This window comes from Sphaerisporangium siamense, from assembly GCF_014205275.1.
In the GTDB taxonomy this organism is placed as follows: Bacteria; Actinomycetota; Actinomycetes; order Streptosporangiales; family Streptosporangiaceae; genus Sphaerisporangium; species Sphaerisporangium siamense.
In genome coordinates this window covers 8,391,138-8,406,788 of record NZ_JACHND010000001.1, presented here as the reverse complement: position 1 = coordinate 8,406,788, position 15,651 = coordinate 8,391,138, and the positions used below count along the sequence as shown (strand labels likewise).

The following is a 15,651-nucleotide window of genomic DNA, read 5'->3' as shown; positions in this document are numbered from 1 at the left end:
CTCACCGGCTGATCCGCGCGAAGACCTCCTCCCAGCGGTCCAGCACCCGCTCCAGCCGGAACGCCTCGGCGTGGGCCCGCGCCGCCGCGCCGAGCCGCCGCCGCCGCGCGTGGTCGGCCATCAGGCCCGCCAGCGCGCCGGTCAGCGCGTCCAGGTCCGCGGGCGGCACGAGCACGCCCGTCGTGCCGTGCCGGACCAGCGCGCGCACCCCTCCGGAGACGTCGAACGCCACCGCGGGCATGCCGTACGAGGCCGCCTCGGCCACCACCAGCGGGAACCCTTCGTGCTCGCTGGTGAGGCCGAGGACGGCCCCGTTGAGGTACTCGCGGCCGATCTCCGCCGCGGGCACCCTGCCCCGGAACACCACGCGGCCCGCCATGCCCAGCGACGCCGCGTGCGCGCGCAGGCGCGGCAGCTCCGGGCCCTCGCCGACCAGGTGGAGCTGCCAGTCCTGCCGCGTGCGCGCCGCCCGGGCGAACGCCGTGATCAGCCGGTCGAAGCGCTTCACCCAGGCCAGCCTGCCGACGCCGAGCACGCGCGGCACGTCCAGGAACGACGGCGCCTCCGGCCAGGCCCGCAGCGGGTTCGGCACGTCGTCGGCGTTCGGCAGCAGCGCCTGCTCGGCGAACCGCGCCGCGTCCTCAGGGCTGAGGAACACCGACCGGGCCAGGTCGCCGTAGTGGCGGCGCACCGAGGCGAAGTGCCACGTGCCCCGGGCGTGCTCGTACGACCCGTGGTACTGGCCGATCGCCGGGAACCGGGACGGCAGCGCGCCCGCCAGCCACGACACCACCGCGGGCGAGGTGAGCACCGCGTACCCCTGCCCGAGCGAGGACAGCAGCCGGGACACCCGTCCCCGCGCCGCCCAGACCCGCCCCGCGCCGAGCGGCCGCCGCTGCACCACGTGCCGCTCGTACAACGGGCGTTCGACGAAGCGGAACGGGTCGGGCGAGCGGTGCAGGCCCACCACGTGCACGTCATGGCCGCGCAGGGCCAGCCCTTGGGCGACGGTGTGCGTCACCTGCTGCACCCCGCCCAGCGTGTCGGCGTCCATGCAGGCGAACACCACCGCCTGTCCACGCCCGGACGCCGCGGCCCGGGACGTCATGGCCGCGGCCCGGTCCCGTGGAAGAAGGCGTCCACCACCCGCGGCGCGGCCTTCCCCGTCTCCTCGGCGCAGAACAGGGCGACGAAGTCGGCGTACCGGCCCGCGTGCTCGGCGGCGACGGCCGGCAGGTCACGCAGCGCGGCCACCAGCTCCTCGGTGGTGGCGAGCACCGGGCCGGGCCCGATCTCGCGCAGGTCGTAGTTCAGCCCCCGCTCCACCCGCGCGTAGGCGTCGTAGTCGTCGGCGTAGAGCAGGATCGGGCGGCCGGTGCACGCGTAGTCGCAGATGATCGAGGAATAGTCGCTCAGCAGCGCGTCCGAGGCGAGGATCAGGTCGTTCACCTCCGGGTACGAGCCCGCGGCCCGGACGAAGTGGCGCACCCGCTCGGGCACGCGGAACCGCTCGGCCGGGTGCGGGCGCAGCACCACGACCCACTCGTCGGCCAGGGCCTCGCCGAGCGCGTCGAGGTCCGCCCGCACCGACGCGCCGATCGCCCCCTCGCGGTACGTCGGCGCGTACAGCAGGATCCTGCGGTCCGCCGGGATCTCCAGGGCCTCGCGCACCCGCGCCTCGGCCGACGGGTCGCCGTTCACCAGCACGTCGCACCGCGGCGAGCCGAAACGCAGCACGGTGCCCGCGTATTCGTTGGACGGCACGAAGACCCGCTCGAACTCCGCGCCCGGGCTCACCAGCGCGTCCCACCGCGCCACGGACGCGCGCCACCGCTCGCGCGGCCCGGGCAGGTCGCCGCGCAGGGCGGGGGAGTCGAACCCGACCGTCTTGAGCGCCTGCCCGTGCCAGGTCTGCAGGTAGCGCGTGCCCTTCGGCTTGGGGAAGCCCTCGGGGAAACCGTGGCTGTCCACCCAGTACGCCGCCCGGGCCATGATCCAGACGTGCCGCCAGCTCATCCGGGGCACCAGCGGCACGTCCGCCGGGAAACCGGACGCGTCGCCGCGCACCGACCACCACACCCGCACCGGCATGCCCCTGCCGCGGATCTCCTCGTAGACGTACCGCGGGTTGCCCGTGTACGCCGCGCCGTTCTCCGACTCGAACAACGCCAGGTCGCGGCGGCGCGGCACCACGCGGACCAGCCACCGGTACGCCCACAGCTTCAGGTCCGCGCCCGACGCCGCCGCGCGCAGCCGCGAGACCCGGCGCGGCGCCGGCCGCCAGGTCACCGCCAGCACCGCGGCGTCGCCCACCGGGCCCACCGTCACCTCGTGCCCGGCCACGGCGCACGTCAGCGGCGCCGTGGCCGGGTCCACCAGCAGCCGGTCGCTCGTGCGGTGCCCGTCCGCGCGGACGTACGACACGCGGGGATCGCGGCGGCCCCTGCCCGGCCTGACCCGGGCCAGGTCGAGCTCCACCCGCGTCAGGTAGCTGCCGTCCGACTGCCGCGCCGGCTCCAGCGGCACCCGCAGGCCCTTGACCACCAGCTCGGCCCGCGTCTTCCAGCGCCGCAGCACCGCGAACGGGTCATAGGTGCGGACCGTCAGCGACACCACCGTCCCCGCGCACGACACCTCCGTCACCTCGTGCCGGATCCGCGCCGCCGAGAACGGCAGCTCTCCCAGCCGCAGCGCGGTGATGTCCATCGCCGGATCGGCGCGCGTCCCCCAGTACGTGCGGCCGTCCACGCGCAGCGCGTGCCGGGGGGCCGCCTTCGGGCCGGTCAGCGACCGCGCCGCGACCACCAGGTCCTCCGGGCGGCCGGTGCGGATCAGATGGCAGCACACCCGCACCAGCGGGTCGGCCCGGTCGGCCACGCCCGGCTCCAGCTCGTCCAGGTAGGGCCGCGTCACCGCGGCGAACTCCTTCACCCGCACCGCCGGGCGCCCGGGGAGCCGTTCCAGGTGGACGCGCAGGTCCTGCCGCAGGAAACGGTCCTGGCGCGCCCCGACCAGGTCGGCGTGCCCGCGCTCGCGCAGGACCGCGTCGCCGAGCTGCGCCGCCCGCACCCGGGCCCGCACGTCGTCGATCTCGTCCCCGGACGCCGTCCCCGGCAGGCCGCGCCACAGGTAGACCACCCAGGGCACCACGGCGAACCGGCGCGCCGCGCAGTACACGGCGGCGGTGAAGACGTGGTCCTCGTACCGGACGCCCTCCTCGAACCTCAGCGCGTGCTCGCGCAGGAAGTCCGCCCGGTACAGCTTGTTCGTCGCGAACCCGTCGAGGAAGAACCCCGGCTCGGCCCGGATGCCCTCGACCACCCGCCGCGGGCCGTACAGGGCGGGCCGGTACCGCTGCGTGCGCGCCGCGCCCCGCGCGCGCCGGTCGCCCCGCGCGGGGCCGGTCGCCGTCAGGACCCGCGAGAGCTGGCCCGCCACGAACTCGGCGTCCGTGCGCTCGATCTCCTCCAGCAGGCTCTTGCACGCGTGCCGGGGCAGCTCGTCGCCGCCGTCGAGGAACATCACGTACGGGGCGCGGGCCGCGTCCGCGCCGCTGTTGCGCGACGCGCCCTGGCCGTCGCCGGGCGCCTGCCTGCGCAGGTAACGCACGCGCGGGTCGTCGAAGCGGGCGACCACGCGGGGCGTGTCGCCGGCGCTCGCGTCGTCCACGACGATCAGTTCGAGGTCGCGCAGGGACTGGCCGAGAACCGAGTCGATCGCGCGCCGCAGGCCGGCCGGGTCGTCGCACGTGACAAGGACAACGCTGACATCCGGCTGCATGGTTCGTTCCCCCGAGTCCGCACCGACGCTGCCCGGGTGTATTCCCCCGCAATCCCCCGCTCTGCCCCGCAAAGAGGACTGCTGACCAGCTCATTTCCGACTTTTACCGAAGTAGCCGGCGAGCTGCGCCCACCAGGCGCGGCAGACGGAATCGCGGCCGGCAAGGGGGCATGGCCGACGCCGGATCGCCTCGGCGGATGGTGTCGGCGTCAGCGGCGCTTGAGGCCCCGGCGCACCAGCCAGGCCAGGACCGCCACGGCGGTCAGGGCCGCGACCAGCGGGGCCACGCGCTTGAGCATCGGCACGCCGGCGATGCGCAGCAGGTCCAGCGCCTCCTCCTCGGCGGTGCGGGACGTCCGGGTCGTCCCCGCCGGGTGCGCCTCCCAGGACGCCGCCTCCCCGGAACGCGCCTCCCCATAGGAATCCGGAACGGCGGTGAGATGCCGCTGCCCCGCCTCCCTGCCCTCGGACCCCGGAACGGGGACCTCCTCGGGCCCGGGACCGGACGGCTCGGCTGAGGACGGCACGGCCGGCGCGTTGAACGGGGTGGTGCCGGGCGCGGCGACCTCACTCTCGGCGACCTCGGCGATCTCACCCTCGCGTACTTCGGCCGCCGCGGCGATCCCGGCCGTGGCGGCGTCGGCCGCCGTGGTCTCGGTCCCCGCCTCCTCGGGCGCCTCGCGGAGCAGGGCGGCGAGGTTCTCGGCGAACCGGTCGATCAGCTTGGCGCCGACCTCGGCCATGACCCCCCGCCCGAACTGCGCGGGACGTCCGGTGACGGTGAACGACGTCTCGACCGTGACCCGCGTGCGCGGGCCCTCACCCGCCAGCGTCGCGGTGACCACCGCGCCGGCGGTGCCGGTGCCCCTCGCCTCCTTGCCGGACGCCTTGAGGCTGAGCGTGTGCGCGTCCTTGTCCACCGACGTGAACGACGCCTCCCCGCGGTAGGTGACGGTGATCGGCCCCACCTTCACCTTCATCCGCCCGGTGAAGACGTCACCCTCCACGCCGTCCAGCGTCGCCCCCGGCAGGCACGAGGCCACCCGCTCCACGTCGAGGAGCACCGACCACGCCTGCTCGACCGGCACGGGAACCGTGAAGTCGTGCTCGAACCGCATCGCCATCGCGCCGCTCCTGTATGAGTACCAGCCGAAGAACGACTGAACGGCCGTTGTCGCCCTCGCGCCATTATGACCGCCCAACTCCTCCCAGTACCTTGCTACCCCTCATACCGCGGTCACGCTTCTCCGGGAGGCCATGGGCAAGGGGGCGCGTCGCCGACCGCTTCGGCGCCGGTTGCCATCCGGTGGTCGGGAGGTGAATTCTTCGGGCTTCGCCGGCTTCGCGGTCCGGGGCGGTGTCTGACTGGCGGTGGCGGACTGGTCGTCTACGCCGAAGGAGCCGGTCATGCGTGTCAGCGACAAGGGGATCACGGGGATGGGGAAGGGCGGGCTCGCGGCGGTCGTCGTGGCGGGGCTCGTCTGGCCGGGCGGGCTCGTCCCCGCTGAGGCGGCGGCGCTCCGGCCGGTCCTCGGGACGTCCGGGGGCGCGTCGGCGGCGGGTGCGCGGGCGGGGGACGTCAACGGGGACGGGCGGAGTGACGTGATCGCCGGGGTTCATCTGCTGAAGGTGAAGGGGAAGAGCGACGCCGGGGGCGTGGTCGTCTACCTCGGGGGAGCGAAGGCGGTTTCCTCCAGGGCGCGGGTCGTCACGGTGGGGGATCCCGTCGCGAAGGAGAACCTCGGGCGGGTGCTCGTGACGGCGGACTTCGACAGGGACGGGTATGCCGACGTTCTGGCGTCCGCGCGGAGGAGGCTGGTGCTCTTCCGGGGCTCTGAGGGCGGGCTGCGCGGGAAGCCCGCGCTGGTGATCCCGTGGCCGGTCGCCGAGCCCGCCATGGCCGCCGCCGACTTCGACGGCGACGGGTACGGGGACGCGGCCGTCACCGGGGACGAGCGGATCGTCGTGCTGCGTGGCGGCAAAAGAGGCCTGCGCATGGCCGGTCTCGCCAACGGCGCCCAGCGGTTCGGCGCGCACCTCACGGCCGGGGACGTGACCGGCGACGGGCTCGCCGATCTCGTGGCGACCGAGCGGCGTCCGGCCCCTCCCGACCCGGTGGGGCCGCAGCGGATCACCGTCGTGCCCGGGTCCAGGTCCGGGCTGTCGCTGAAGAGGGCCTGGTCGATCACTCCGGCGGAGCGGGCCGCCCGCGCCCTCGCCGTGGGGGACGTCAACGGCGACCGCAGGGCCGACCTGGTCCGCGTCACCTCCGCCGACGCGGCGAACCCGGCGTTCCGGGTGATCGTCCAGCTCGGCACGGGCACCGGGTTCGGGCCCGCCCAGGCACTGGCGTACGGGGACGACCACCCGGCCGGCGTCGCGCTCGGCGACGTCACCGGGGACGGGCGCGCCGACCTGGCCGTCCATGTCGCGGGCGAAGGCGACCACGACCGGGCCGTCCTGCACGCGGGCACCTCCACCGGCGTGACAGCGCGGCCGGTCCGGACGTACGCGCACGACGCCTACGAGACCAGGTACGGCACGAGCCTGCGCCTGGCCGACGTGGTCGGCGACGCCCGCGCCGACCTGATCGCAGGGCTTCCCGGCGTGTACGGCGCGGGGGCGCTGGAGGTCCTGCCCGGCGGCGGGCGCGCCGGAGCGCGGAAGCTGGCCCTCAGAGCCACCACCGGCCTCGGCTGGAGCCAGCCTTCCTGACCCGGCCCTCGCCCGCCGTCGCGTCAGGAAGGCGGGAGCCGCCGGGCGGCCGTGGCGGCGGATCTCAGGGCGCGGTAGGTCAGGACGCGGGCCAGGTGCCGCCGGTAGTCGGGGGTGGCGTGCAGGTCGGCGGTGGGGGAGGTGCCCTCGTCGGCGTGGGAGGCCGCCTCGCGCAGCGCGTCGCGCAGCCCGTTGGACGCGCCCGGAGCGCCCGGATCACGTGCGGCGCCCGGGTTCGCCGGGGTGAAGCCGTTCAGGGCGGAGGAGGTGGTGAGGGCGGCGCCGCGGGCGGCGGATTCGACGGCGGTGGCGCGTATGGGCGTGGGCCCCATGTTGGTGAGGGCCACGCGGGCCTCCTCGACGCGTGGCCCGTCGCCCGAGACCCGGACCGCCGCCGCCACGCCGACGATCGCCCACGCCTGGGCCGTACGGTGGAACTTCTCGTAGTGGAACCCCCAGCCCTCGCCCAGCTTGGGCACGCGGACGCCGGTGAGGATCTCGCCGGGTTCGAGCGCGGTCTCCAGGTAGTCGGTGAAGAAGTCCCGGGCGGCGACGACCCGCTCGCCCGAGCCGGACCGGAGCACGAACTCCATGTCGAGGGCCAGGGCGACGGCGGGAAGGTCTCCGGCGGGGTCGGCGTGGGCCATGGACCCGCCGAACGTTCCCCGGTGCCGTACGGCGGGGTCGGCGACGGTCGCGGTGGCCAGCGCGACCAGCGGGCACGCGGCGTTGACGACCGGCGAGCGGACGATCTCGTCGTGCGTGGTGGTGGCGCCGATGTGGACGTGGCCGCCCTCGTCGTGGACGCCGCTCAGCCCGGGCAGCCGGCCGATGTCGACGAGCACGCTCGGGTAGGCCAGGCGCAGCCGCAGCAAGGGCAGCAGGGACTGCCCGCCGGACAGCACCTTGCCCTCGTCGCCGGCGTCCTCCAGCACCTCGACGGCCTCCTCCAGTGAGGACGGGCGCACGTAATCGAAGGCCGCGGGGATCATGAGCCACCCTCCGGGACAGTGGTTCGGTGGGCCGCGCCGGTTCCGCCCTGGAGGGCGCGCCATACCCGTTCGGGAGTGCACGGCATGGGGACGTCGTGGACGCCGTAGGGCCGCAGCGCGTCCACGACGGCGTTGACCACGGCGGGCGTGGAGGCGATCGTGCCCGCCTCGCCGACGCCCTTGACGCCGAGCGGGTTGCTGGTGGCGGGCGTCTCGGTCCTGGCGGTGACGAAGCCGGGCAGGTCGGCGGCGGACGGCACCAGGTAGTCGGCCAGCGTGGCGGTGAGCAGGTTGCCCTCGGCGTCGTAGACGGCCTCCTCGAACAGGGCCTGCGCGATGCCCTGGGCGAGGCCGCCGTGGACCTGCCCTTCGACGATCAGCGGGTTGATCACCTTGCCGACGTCGTCCACGGCGACGTACGACCTGATCGTGGTGGCGCCGGTCTCGGTGTCGACCTCCACCGCGCACAGGTGGGTGCCGTGCGGGAAGGAGAAGTTCACCGGGTCGTAGGTCGCGTCGGAGTCCAGGCTCGGCTCGGCGCCGTCGGGCAGGTCGTGCGCGCCGAACACCGCGAGCGCGACCTCCTGGATCGTCGTGCCCGACCCGGTGCCGCGCACCCGGAACACGCCCTGGGAGAACTCGATGTCGTCGGCGGACGCCTCCAGCATGTGGGCGGCGACGTGCCGGGCCTTCTCCTTGACCTTGTCGCACGCCTGGAGCAGCGCCACCCCGCCGATCGCGAGCGAACGGGAGCCGTAGGTGTCCATGCCCTTGGGGGCGACGGCGGTGTCGCCGTGCAGGACGGACACGTCCTCGAACGGCACGCCGAGCGCGTCGGCGACGATCTGGCTCCAGGCGGTCACGTGCCCCTGGCCGTGCGGGCTGGTGCCGGTCACGACCTCGACCTTGCCGGTGGGCAGCATGCGGACGGCGGCGTGCTCCCACCCTCCGGCGCCGAAGCTGAGCGAGCCGAGCACCCGGCTCGGGGCCAGGCCGCACATCTCGGTGAACGTGGACACGCCGATGCCGAGCTGCACGGGGTCGCCGCGGTCGCGGCGGCGGGCCTGCTCGGCCCGCAGCGCGTCGTATCCGAACAGCGTGAGCGCCTTCTCGGTCGCGGCCTCGTAGTTGCCGCTGTCGTACGTCATGCCGGCGATCGTGGTGTGCGGGAACTCCTCGTGGGCGATCCAGTTGCGCCGCCGCACCTCGACGGGGTCCAGGCCCAGTTCGGCGGCCAGCTCGTCCATGAGCCGTTCGATGGCGAACGTGGCCTCGGGACGGCCCGCGCCCCGGTAGGCGTCGGTCGGCATCTTGGTCGTGAACACGCCGGTGCAGGTGAAGTCGTAGGCGTCCATCTTGTAGATGCCCGGGTACATGAACCCGCCGAGCACGGGCACGCCGGGCGTGATCAGCATGAGGTAGGCACCGAGGTCGGCCAGCAGGTCGACGCGCAGCCCTCTGAGGCGCCCGTCGGCCTCCGCGGCGATCGCGACGCGCTGGAGCTGGCCGCGGCCGTGGTGGACGGACAGGTTGCCCTCGGTGCGGGACTCGGTCCACTTCACCGGCTTGCCGAGCCTGCGGGTGAGCAGGAGCGCCAGCGCCTCCTCCGCCGTGACCTGCAGCTTGGAGCCGAAGCCGCCGCCGACGTCGGGCGCGATGACGCGCAGCCTGTGCTCGGGGATGCCGGTGACCTGGGCCAGCATCACGCGCAGGACGTGCGGGATCTGCGTGGAGGAGTACAGCGTGAAGGTCTCGCCGTCGGTCTGCGCGACGACTGCGCGGGGCTCCATGGCGGCGGGGATCAGCCGCTGCTGGAGGTAGGCGCGTTCGATCACCACGGGCGCGTCGCGGAACGCGGCCTCGGTGTCGCCGGCGCTGAACTTCCACACGTACGCCCGGTTGCCGGCGTCGTGGACGGTGGGGGAGCCCTCGGCGAGGGCGGCGGTCAGGTCCACGACGGCCGGCAGGGGGTCGTAGTCGATCTCGATGTACTCCAGCGCGTCGTGGGCCTTGTACCGGTCGGTGGCGATCACGCAGGCCACCGCCTCGCCCGCGTACCTGACCTCGTCCGCCGCCATCGGGGGGTGGTCGGGCATGACGATGTCCTCGGTGACCGGCCAGGCGCACGGCAGGCCGCCCAGTTCCCCCGCCAGGTCGCGGCCGGTGAAGGCGGCGACGACCCCGGGCCTGCCCAGGGCGGGGGAGGCGTCGGCGCGCAGGACGCGGGCGTGGGCGAGCGGGCTGCGCAGGAACGCGACGTGCAGCATGCCGGGGAGCTGGATGTTGTCGGTCCAGCGCGTGCGCCCGGTCACCAGCCGGGCGTCCTCCTTGCGCCTGCGCGCCGCGCCGATCTCCGGCCCGCCGCGCGCGGGCTCGCCGAGGTCGCCGCTCTCGGCGACGTGCCGGGCGATCACCCCGGCGTCGAGCTCGGTCACGGCGTCACCTCACGGCCGCTCATGTCCCGGGCGCCGCGGCGCACGGACCTGACGATGTTGGTGTAGCCGGTGCACCGGCACAGGTTGCCCTCCAGGCCCGAGCGGATCGCCTCCTCGGAGGGGTCGGGGTCGTCCTTGAGCAGGTCGAGGGCGGCCATGATCATGCCGGGCGTGCAGTAGCCGCACTGCAGCCCGTGCTCCTCGTGGAAGGCCCGCTGCATGGGGTGCCAGGTGTCGCCGTCCGCGAGCCCTTCGATGGTGAGGACGTCGCCGCCGTCGGCCTGCACGGCGAGGACCGCGCAGCTCTTGGCGCTCCTGCCGTCCAGCAGGACCGTGCACGCGCCGCAGTTGCTCGTGTCACAGCCGATGGGCGTGCCCACCTTGCCGAGCCGGTCGCGCAGGAAGTGGACGAGGAGCAGGCGGGGCTCCACCTCCTCCTCGTAGGCGACGCCGTCGACCGTGACGGTGATACGGGTCATTGGACCTCCAGGACAGGTGGCCGTGTGCTTCCGTCGCCGTGCGCGGCATCGTGCGCGCCCCCGCGGGCACTCGCCGGGGCGGGAGCCGACATTGTGAACGTACGCCCCTGACGTGCGAGGTCAACCCCCCAGGGCCCAGGACACGCCGCCGTTGCCCCGCGTCTCCCCAGCCCCGCCCATTCCGGACCGCCGTGGCGCGTTCACCGGAGGGGAAACGGGCGTCCCAGCTCCGCCGAGGGCCTGGACCCGAAGACGCGCCGGTCCGCCTCCCCGATCGGGACGTCGTTGATGCTGGCCTCGCGCCGCCGCATCAGCCCGTCCGCGTCGAACTCCCACAGCTCGTTGCCGTAGCTGCGCCACCACTGGCCGGCCGCGTCGCGGCATTCGTACTGGAAGCGCACGGCGATACGGTCATCGGTGAACGCCCACAGCTCCTTGCGCAGCGCGTAGTCGAGCTCCCTGGCCCACTTCGCGGTGAGGAACCGGATGATCTCCTCCCGGCCGGTCACGAACTCCGACCGGTTGCGCCACACCGAGCCGGGCGTGTACGCGAGGGCGACGCGGCGCGGGTCGCGGGTGTTCCAGGCGTCCTCGGCGGCCTGGACCTTCGCGCGCGCGGTCTCCTCGGTGAACGGCGGCCTCAACGACGTCGTCACGGCGGCTCCCCGGTCAGGTGGGCCCTCGCCTGGGCATACCCACGCGCGGGCCCGCCGCGAACGGGCGCCGCCGCCGGGTCAGCGCTTGCGCGCGGCCTTGGCGATCACCGCGACGAACCCGGCGAAGCCCAGGCCGGCCACGAGGATCAGACCCATGAGCGCCGTGTCGGGCGCGGGACGGGTGAGGTAGCGGACGCCGAGGCCGATGAACAGCAGGCCGCACAGCAGCGAAAGCCAGTCCGTCTTATGCCGCACGGCGCACCTCCACGTCGCCGATGCCCGCCTTGACGTGCAGCTCGATGACCGCGGGGCTGCCCGGCGGCGTGACGTCCGGCTCCAGGACCTTGTCGTGCCGGACGTCCGTCCCGCCCTGCACCACGTGCTCGATCTTCACGTCGCCGAGCCTGGTGCGGCCGAACACCTCCACCCGGGCCGTCGGCGGCACGATCACCTTCATCTCGCCGATGCCCACCGAGGCGTCGAAGCGCGTCCGTGACCCTGGCGCGAACTTGGTGTCGCGCAGGTCCAGGGTGCCGTCGCCGATGCCCACGTCGTAGGCGCGCACGGCCACGGCGGCGTCGGTGGGCTGCCAGGTGTAGCTGCCGATCCTCTTCGGGATGCTGTTCACCGTCGACCCGGCGACCAGGACGACCGCCATCAGCGTGCCGGTCGCCACGAGGCCCACGCCCCTGCCGAACCAGGCCGCGACCAGCAGCCCCGCGCCGATGGTGATCAGGACGGAGGCCCCGACGACGGGGAAGTTCAGCGTGCCCGCGGGCGACTGCGTTGCGACCATGATTCCTCCGACCACGAACGCGGCGAGCATCGTTATGCCGCCGATGAACGACTTCGGGCGCTTGGGCCGCGCCGGCGCGGCGGGGGCGCGCCCGCCGTGAGCCCAGTCGTGCGGCTCGTACGGCAGGTTGGGGCCCCGGAAGCCGTACGGGCCGTGCGGGGCGAAAGGCTCGCCGGAGGAGTCGAACCCGCCGGGGCGGGCCTCCCGCGCGAGGTCGGACAGGCGGCGGTACTCCGGGGCGGGCCGCTCGTACGCCGGACGGGGCGCCGCGCCGGGCGCCGCCTGCCGGAAGTCTCCCGGCGTCCTCGGCCCTTGGCCGGGCGGCGGCGCGTCCTGAAGGGGCGCGTCCGCGACGGGCGCGTCCGAAAGGGACGCGTCCCGGACGGGTGCGTCCGAGGGGGGCGTGTACGGGCGCGGGGCGTCCGAGGGGGGCGCGCCGGGGGCGTCCGCCGGAGCGGCGGCCTGGGCGAACCCGGCCGTGGAGGCCTGCCCGAACGGCCGGCCCAGCAGGGAGCCGCTGAGCTGGAAGTCGCCGACCGGCTCTTCGCCCCGCCGCCTCACCCGCTCGGGCAGGCTCTTGGCCAGGGCCAGCAGGTCCACGCCGCGCGCGTGCGCCGCGAGGAGCGCGATGGCGAGCAGCGTGCCCACGACGACGGTGGCGGTGCCGATGCCGTCGGCCGCCAGGTTGATCACCAGGCCGAGCGCGAAGATCGCGGCCAGCAGCGCCATCACGGTCTCGGTGTCGAAGGACCTGCGGCTCCACTGCTCGACGTACCCGGGGCCGCCGTTCGCGCTCCGCATGAGAAGGAACGCCGCGACGTACAGCATGATGCCGATGCCCGAGCCCACGACGAGGACGGCGAAGCCCACCCGGAAGATCACGGGGTCCATCCCGGTGGCGCGGCCGAGCCCGGCGCACACGCCCGTGAGCATGCGTCCCTCGTCGCTACGCTGGAGGACGCGCCGCTCGCCCGGGTCGGCGCCCGTGTCCCGCGCCGTGCCGGCACCGCCTGGTTCGGTCATGAAACCATCGTGGCCGGTCGGGGGGCCGCCTCACCATCCGGGGAACCCCTGACTCGTCCCCGAGCCCTCAGGGCAGGAGTCAGGGAGCGCCCTGATGCGTTCCCGCCCTCTCACATGTGACGATGCTCAGGAGATGTCAGAGACCCCCACCCTTCCCGAGGCGTACCCGCGCCTGATCCGGCCGCTGAAAGGCCGGCTCGTCGCGGGCGTCGCCCAAGGGGCCGCCGCCCAGCTCAGGCTGGACCCCGTGGTGCTGCGGCTCGCCTTCGTGCTGCTCAGCGTCCTGGACGGCCTGGGCGTCCTCGCGTACGCGGCGCTGTGGATGTTCACCCCGCGCGAACCCGGCGAGGCGCCGCCCCGCGACTGGGGACAGGCCACCGCCTACGGAGTGCTCGGCGTCGCGCTGACCTCCTTCGGATGGCTCACCGGCGCCTCCACCGGCGGCGTCGGCACCTGGTCGATCGCCGTGGGCGGCATCGGCACGCTGATCCTGTGGCAGCAGGCCGACCCCGGGCGGCGCGCGCGCTGGATGACCGACGCGGTCCGCCAGGTCCGCCGGTCGTGGATCCGCACCGGCATCGGCCTGGTCCTGGTCGTCATCGGCGCGATCGGCTTCCTGGCCGCCCAGGGCAAGCTGGCCGAGGCCCGGCCCGGCCTGGCGTTCACGGGCGTCGTCGTCGGCGGCATCGGCCTCATCGCCGCCCCCTGGCTGACCGGCCTGTGGAAGGAACTGCAGAAGGAGCGCAGGGAGCGCATCCGCCAGGAGGAGCGCGCCGAGATGGCCGCGCACGTGCACGACTCGGTCCTGCACACCCTGACGCTGATCCAGCGCAGCGCCCAGGACCCCTTCGAGGTCACCCGCCTCGCCCGCTCGCAGGAGCGCGAGCTGCGCAACTGGCTGTACCAGCCGAAGTCCGACGCCGACGCGACCATGGCGGCGGCCGTCCGCCGGGTGGCCGCCGAGATCGAGGACGAGCACGGCGTGCCCATCGAGATCGTCTGCGTGGGTGACTGCGACCTGGACGACGGCCTGCGCGCGATGCTGCAGGCGGCCCGGCAGGCGATGGTCAACGCGGCCAAATACGCTGAGGCTCCGGTCATCTCCGTCTACGCGGAGGTGGAGCCCGAGGAGGTCACGGTGTTCGTCAGGGATCGCGGCAAGGGGTTCACCATGGAGGAGGTCCCCGACGACCGCATGGGCATCCGTCAGTCGATCATCGGCCGCATGGAGCGGCACGGCGGCAGCGCCCGGGTGCGGACCGAACCGGGCGACGGAACCGAGGTAATGCTGACGATGAAGCGGGAGCAGGCGTGATCCGCGAGCACAACCGGCGCGTGAGGGAGCTGTGACGATGGTCAAGGTACTGATCGTGGACGACCACCGGCTCTTCCGGTCCGGCGTCCGCGCCGAGCTGGGGCCGCAGATCGAGGTGATCGGCGAGGCCGAGGACGTCGACACCGCGGTCGGCGCCATCGAGGAGCTCAAGCCCGACGTCGTGCTGCTCGACGTGCACATGCCCGGGGGCGGCGGGCAGGAGGTGCTGCGCCGGGTGCTCGGCTCCGGCTCGCAGGTGCGCTTCCTCGCCCTGTCGGTGTCCGACGCCGCCGAGGACGTCATCGGCGTGATCCGCGGCGGCGCGCGCGGCTACGTCACCAAGACCATCAGCGGCAGGGAGCTGACCGACGCGATCGTCCGGGTCTCGGAGGGGGACGCGGTCTTCTCGCCGCGGCTGGCCGGGTTCGTGCTGGACGCCTTCGCCTCCACCGAGGCGCCGTCCATCGACCCCGAGCTGGACTCGCTGACGTCGCGGGAGCGCGAGGTGCTGCGCCTGATCGCCCGCGGGTACGCCTATAAAGAGATCGCCAAGGAGCTGTTCATCTCGGTGAAGACGGTCGAGACGCACGTCTCGTCGGTCCTGCGCAAACTTCAGCTCTCCAACCGTCACGAACTGTCCCGCTGGGCGACCGCGCGCCGTCTGGTGTGAGCCGCCGCACCGGCAGGATGATTCCGACAGGATGGGACGTGTGACCCCTCGCCGCACGTCGCACGTCCGCCCGTTCCTGTCCGTCCTGTCCGCTGTGCTGGTCGTGCTTCTGGCGGCGGCCTGCTCCTCCGAATTCCCCCGCAGGTACCCCGACCACACGGGTTCGGACGGGAGCGCCTCCGCCTCGCCCCGGTCCTTCGGCCAGAAGTTCGAGGAGGACGTCGAGCTCGCCCGCACGCTCAGCGAACGTTTCTGGCAGCAGAGGTTCGAGGCCGCGGGCCGGGCCTACCGCCCGATCCAGGGCTTCCAGGCGTATTCCGGTGAGGGCGGCCCGGCCTGCGGCGAGCAGCCTGCTGTGCCCGAGAACGCCTTCTACTGCCCGCTCGGGCACTTCGTCGCCTACGACGAGGCGTGGATGCGCAAGCTGTACGAGAACGGCGGCGACGGCGCCGTGTACGTGATCATCCCGCACGAGCTGGGGCACGCCGTGCAGGCGCAGCTCATGAGCGACTTCGGCCTCAACGTCCAGCGCGAGCTGCAGGCCGACTGCTACGCGGGCGCCGCGCTGCGCGGCATGATCGACTCCGGCTCCATCGAGGCCGAGGCGGGCGACGACGAGGAACTGCTCGCCAACCTCGCCGCGGCCGGCGACCCCACCGACGAGTGGCTGCGCCCGGACGCGCACGGCACCCCGGCCCAGCGCCAGCAGGCGTTCGCGGGCGGCTACGACAGCGGCGCCGACGCGTGCTGAAGGCCCGCGCGGACTACGCCGTGAAGGGGAGCGCGGATA

The 15,651-nt window shown here is 74.1% G+C and carries 13 protein-coding genes; 4 read left to right on the top strand and 9 right to left on the bottom strand.

Features of this window, described 5'->3' with window-relative positions:
* Nucleotide 1 precedes the first annotated feature (1 nt).
* From BJ982_RS37770 to BJ982_RS37760, 3 genes are all read right to left on the bottom strand, one after another.
* Nucleotides 2–1,108: a glycosyltransferase gene (locus BJ982_RS37770; RefSeq protein WP_184888138.1), complete on the bottom strand. Its 1,107-nt coding sequence runs from the start codon at nt 1,106–1,108 to the stop codon at nt 2–4.
* The gene (locus BJ982_RS37765; RefSeq protein ID WP_184888137.1) at nt 1,105–3,780 is read right to left on the bottom strand and encodes a bifunctional glycosyltransferase/CDP-glycerol:glycerophosphate glycerophosphotransferase; all 2,676 of its coding nucleotides are present in this window, start codon (nt 3,778–3,780) and stop codon (nt 1,105–1,107) included. Before BJ982_RS37765 ends, BJ982_RS37770 begins: the two co-directional genes overlap by 4 nt.
* A gap of 209 nt (nt 3,781–3,989) precedes the next feature.
* Nucleotides 3,990–4,904, bottom strand: coding sequence for an SRPBCC family protein (locus tag BJ982_RS37760; RefSeq protein ID WP_184888136.1), 915 nt, complete (start codon nt 4,902–4,904; stop codon nt 3,990–3,992).
* Between the two features lie 283 nt (nt 4,905–5,187).
* On the opposite strand from BJ982_RS37760, the gene BJ982_RS37755 reads away from it, so the two are divergent.
* Nucleotides 5,188–6,495, top strand: coding sequence for an FG-GAP repeat domain-containing protein (locus BJ982_RS37755; RefSeq protein ID WP_184888135.1), 1,308 nt, complete (start codon nt 5,188–5,190; stop codon nt 6,493–6,495).
* Between the two features lie 23 nt (nt 6,496–6,518).
* Here the strand turns inward: BJ982_RS37755 and BJ982_RS37750 are convergent, their stop codons facing one another.
* The 6 genes from BJ982_RS37750 to BJ982_RS37725 all read right to left on the bottom strand — a co-directional run bounded on the left by BJ982_RS37750 (nt 6,519) and on the right by BJ982_RS37725 (nt 12,876).
* Nucleotides 6,519–7,487, bottom strand: a complete 969-nt coding sequence (locus BJ982_RS37750; RefSeq protein ID WP_184888134.1) for an FAD binding domain-containing protein — start codon at nt 7,485–7,487, stop codon at nt 6,519–6,521.
* Nucleotides 7,484–9,901 carry a xanthine dehydrogenase family protein molybdopterin-binding subunit gene (locus BJ982_RS37745; RefSeq protein WP_373869697.1) on the bottom strand — a complete coding sequence of 806 codons (2,418 nt, stop codon included), beginning with the start codon at nt 9,899–9,901 and terminating at the stop codon, nt 7,484–7,486. Before BJ982_RS37745 ends, BJ982_RS37750 begins: the two co-directional genes overlap by 4 nt.
* Before the next feature lie 17 nt (nt 9,902–9,918).
* A complete protein-coding gene (locus tag BJ982_RS37740) occupies nt 9,919–10,401 on the bottom strand; it encodes a (2Fe-2S)-binding protein (RefSeq protein ID WP_184888132.1) in 483 nt (160 codons plus the stop codon).
* Between the two features lie 200 nt (nt 10,402–10,601).
* Complete coding sequence (locus BJ982_RS37735) at nt 10,602–11,057, bottom strand: nuclear transport factor 2 family protein (RefSeq protein WP_184888131.1); 456 nt, start codon at nt 11,055–11,057, stop codon at nt 10,602–10,604.
* Nucleotides 11,058–11,135: 78 nt separating this feature from the next.
* Nucleotides 11,136–11,312 carry a hypothetical protein gene (locus BJ982_RS37730; RefSeq protein ID WP_184888129.1) on the bottom strand — a complete coding sequence of 59 codons (177 nt, stop codon included), beginning with the start codon at nt 11,310–11,312 and terminating at the stop codon, nt 11,136–11,138.
* Nucleotides 11,302–12,876, bottom strand: a complete 1,575-nt coding sequence (locus BJ982_RS37725; protein WP_184888127.1) for a PspC domain-containing protein — start codon at nt 12,874–12,876, stop codon at nt 11,302–11,304. Before BJ982_RS37725 ends, BJ982_RS37730 begins: the two co-directional genes overlap by 11 nt.
* A gap of 133 nt (nt 12,877–13,009) precedes the next feature.
* Between BJ982_RS37725 and BJ982_RS37720 the strand changes: the two genes are divergently transcribed.
* Genes BJ982_RS37720 through BJ982_RS37710 form a run of 3 tightly spaced genes read left to right on the top strand, consistent with a single transcriptional unit; the run spans nt 13,010 to nt 15,612 of the window.
* Complete coding sequence (locus tag BJ982_RS37720; RefSeq protein WP_184888125.1) at nt 13,010–14,191, top strand: ATP-binding protein; 1,182 nt, start codon at nt 13,010–13,012, stop codon at nt 14,189–14,191.
* A gap of 37 nt (nt 14,192–14,228) precedes the next feature.
* A complete protein-coding gene (locus tag BJ982_RS37715) occupies nt 14,229–14,861 on the top strand; it encodes a response regulator (RefSeq protein WP_184888123.1) in 633 nt (210 codons plus the stop codon).
* A 40-nt stretch (nt 14,862–14,901) separates the two neighbouring features.
* Entirely contained in the window at nt 14,902–15,612 is a 711-nt protein-coding gene (locus BJ982_RS37710) for a neutral zinc metallopeptidase (RefSeq protein ID WP_239123609.1), read from the top strand.
* The last annotated feature ends 39 nt before the right edge of the window (nt 15,613–15,651 follow it).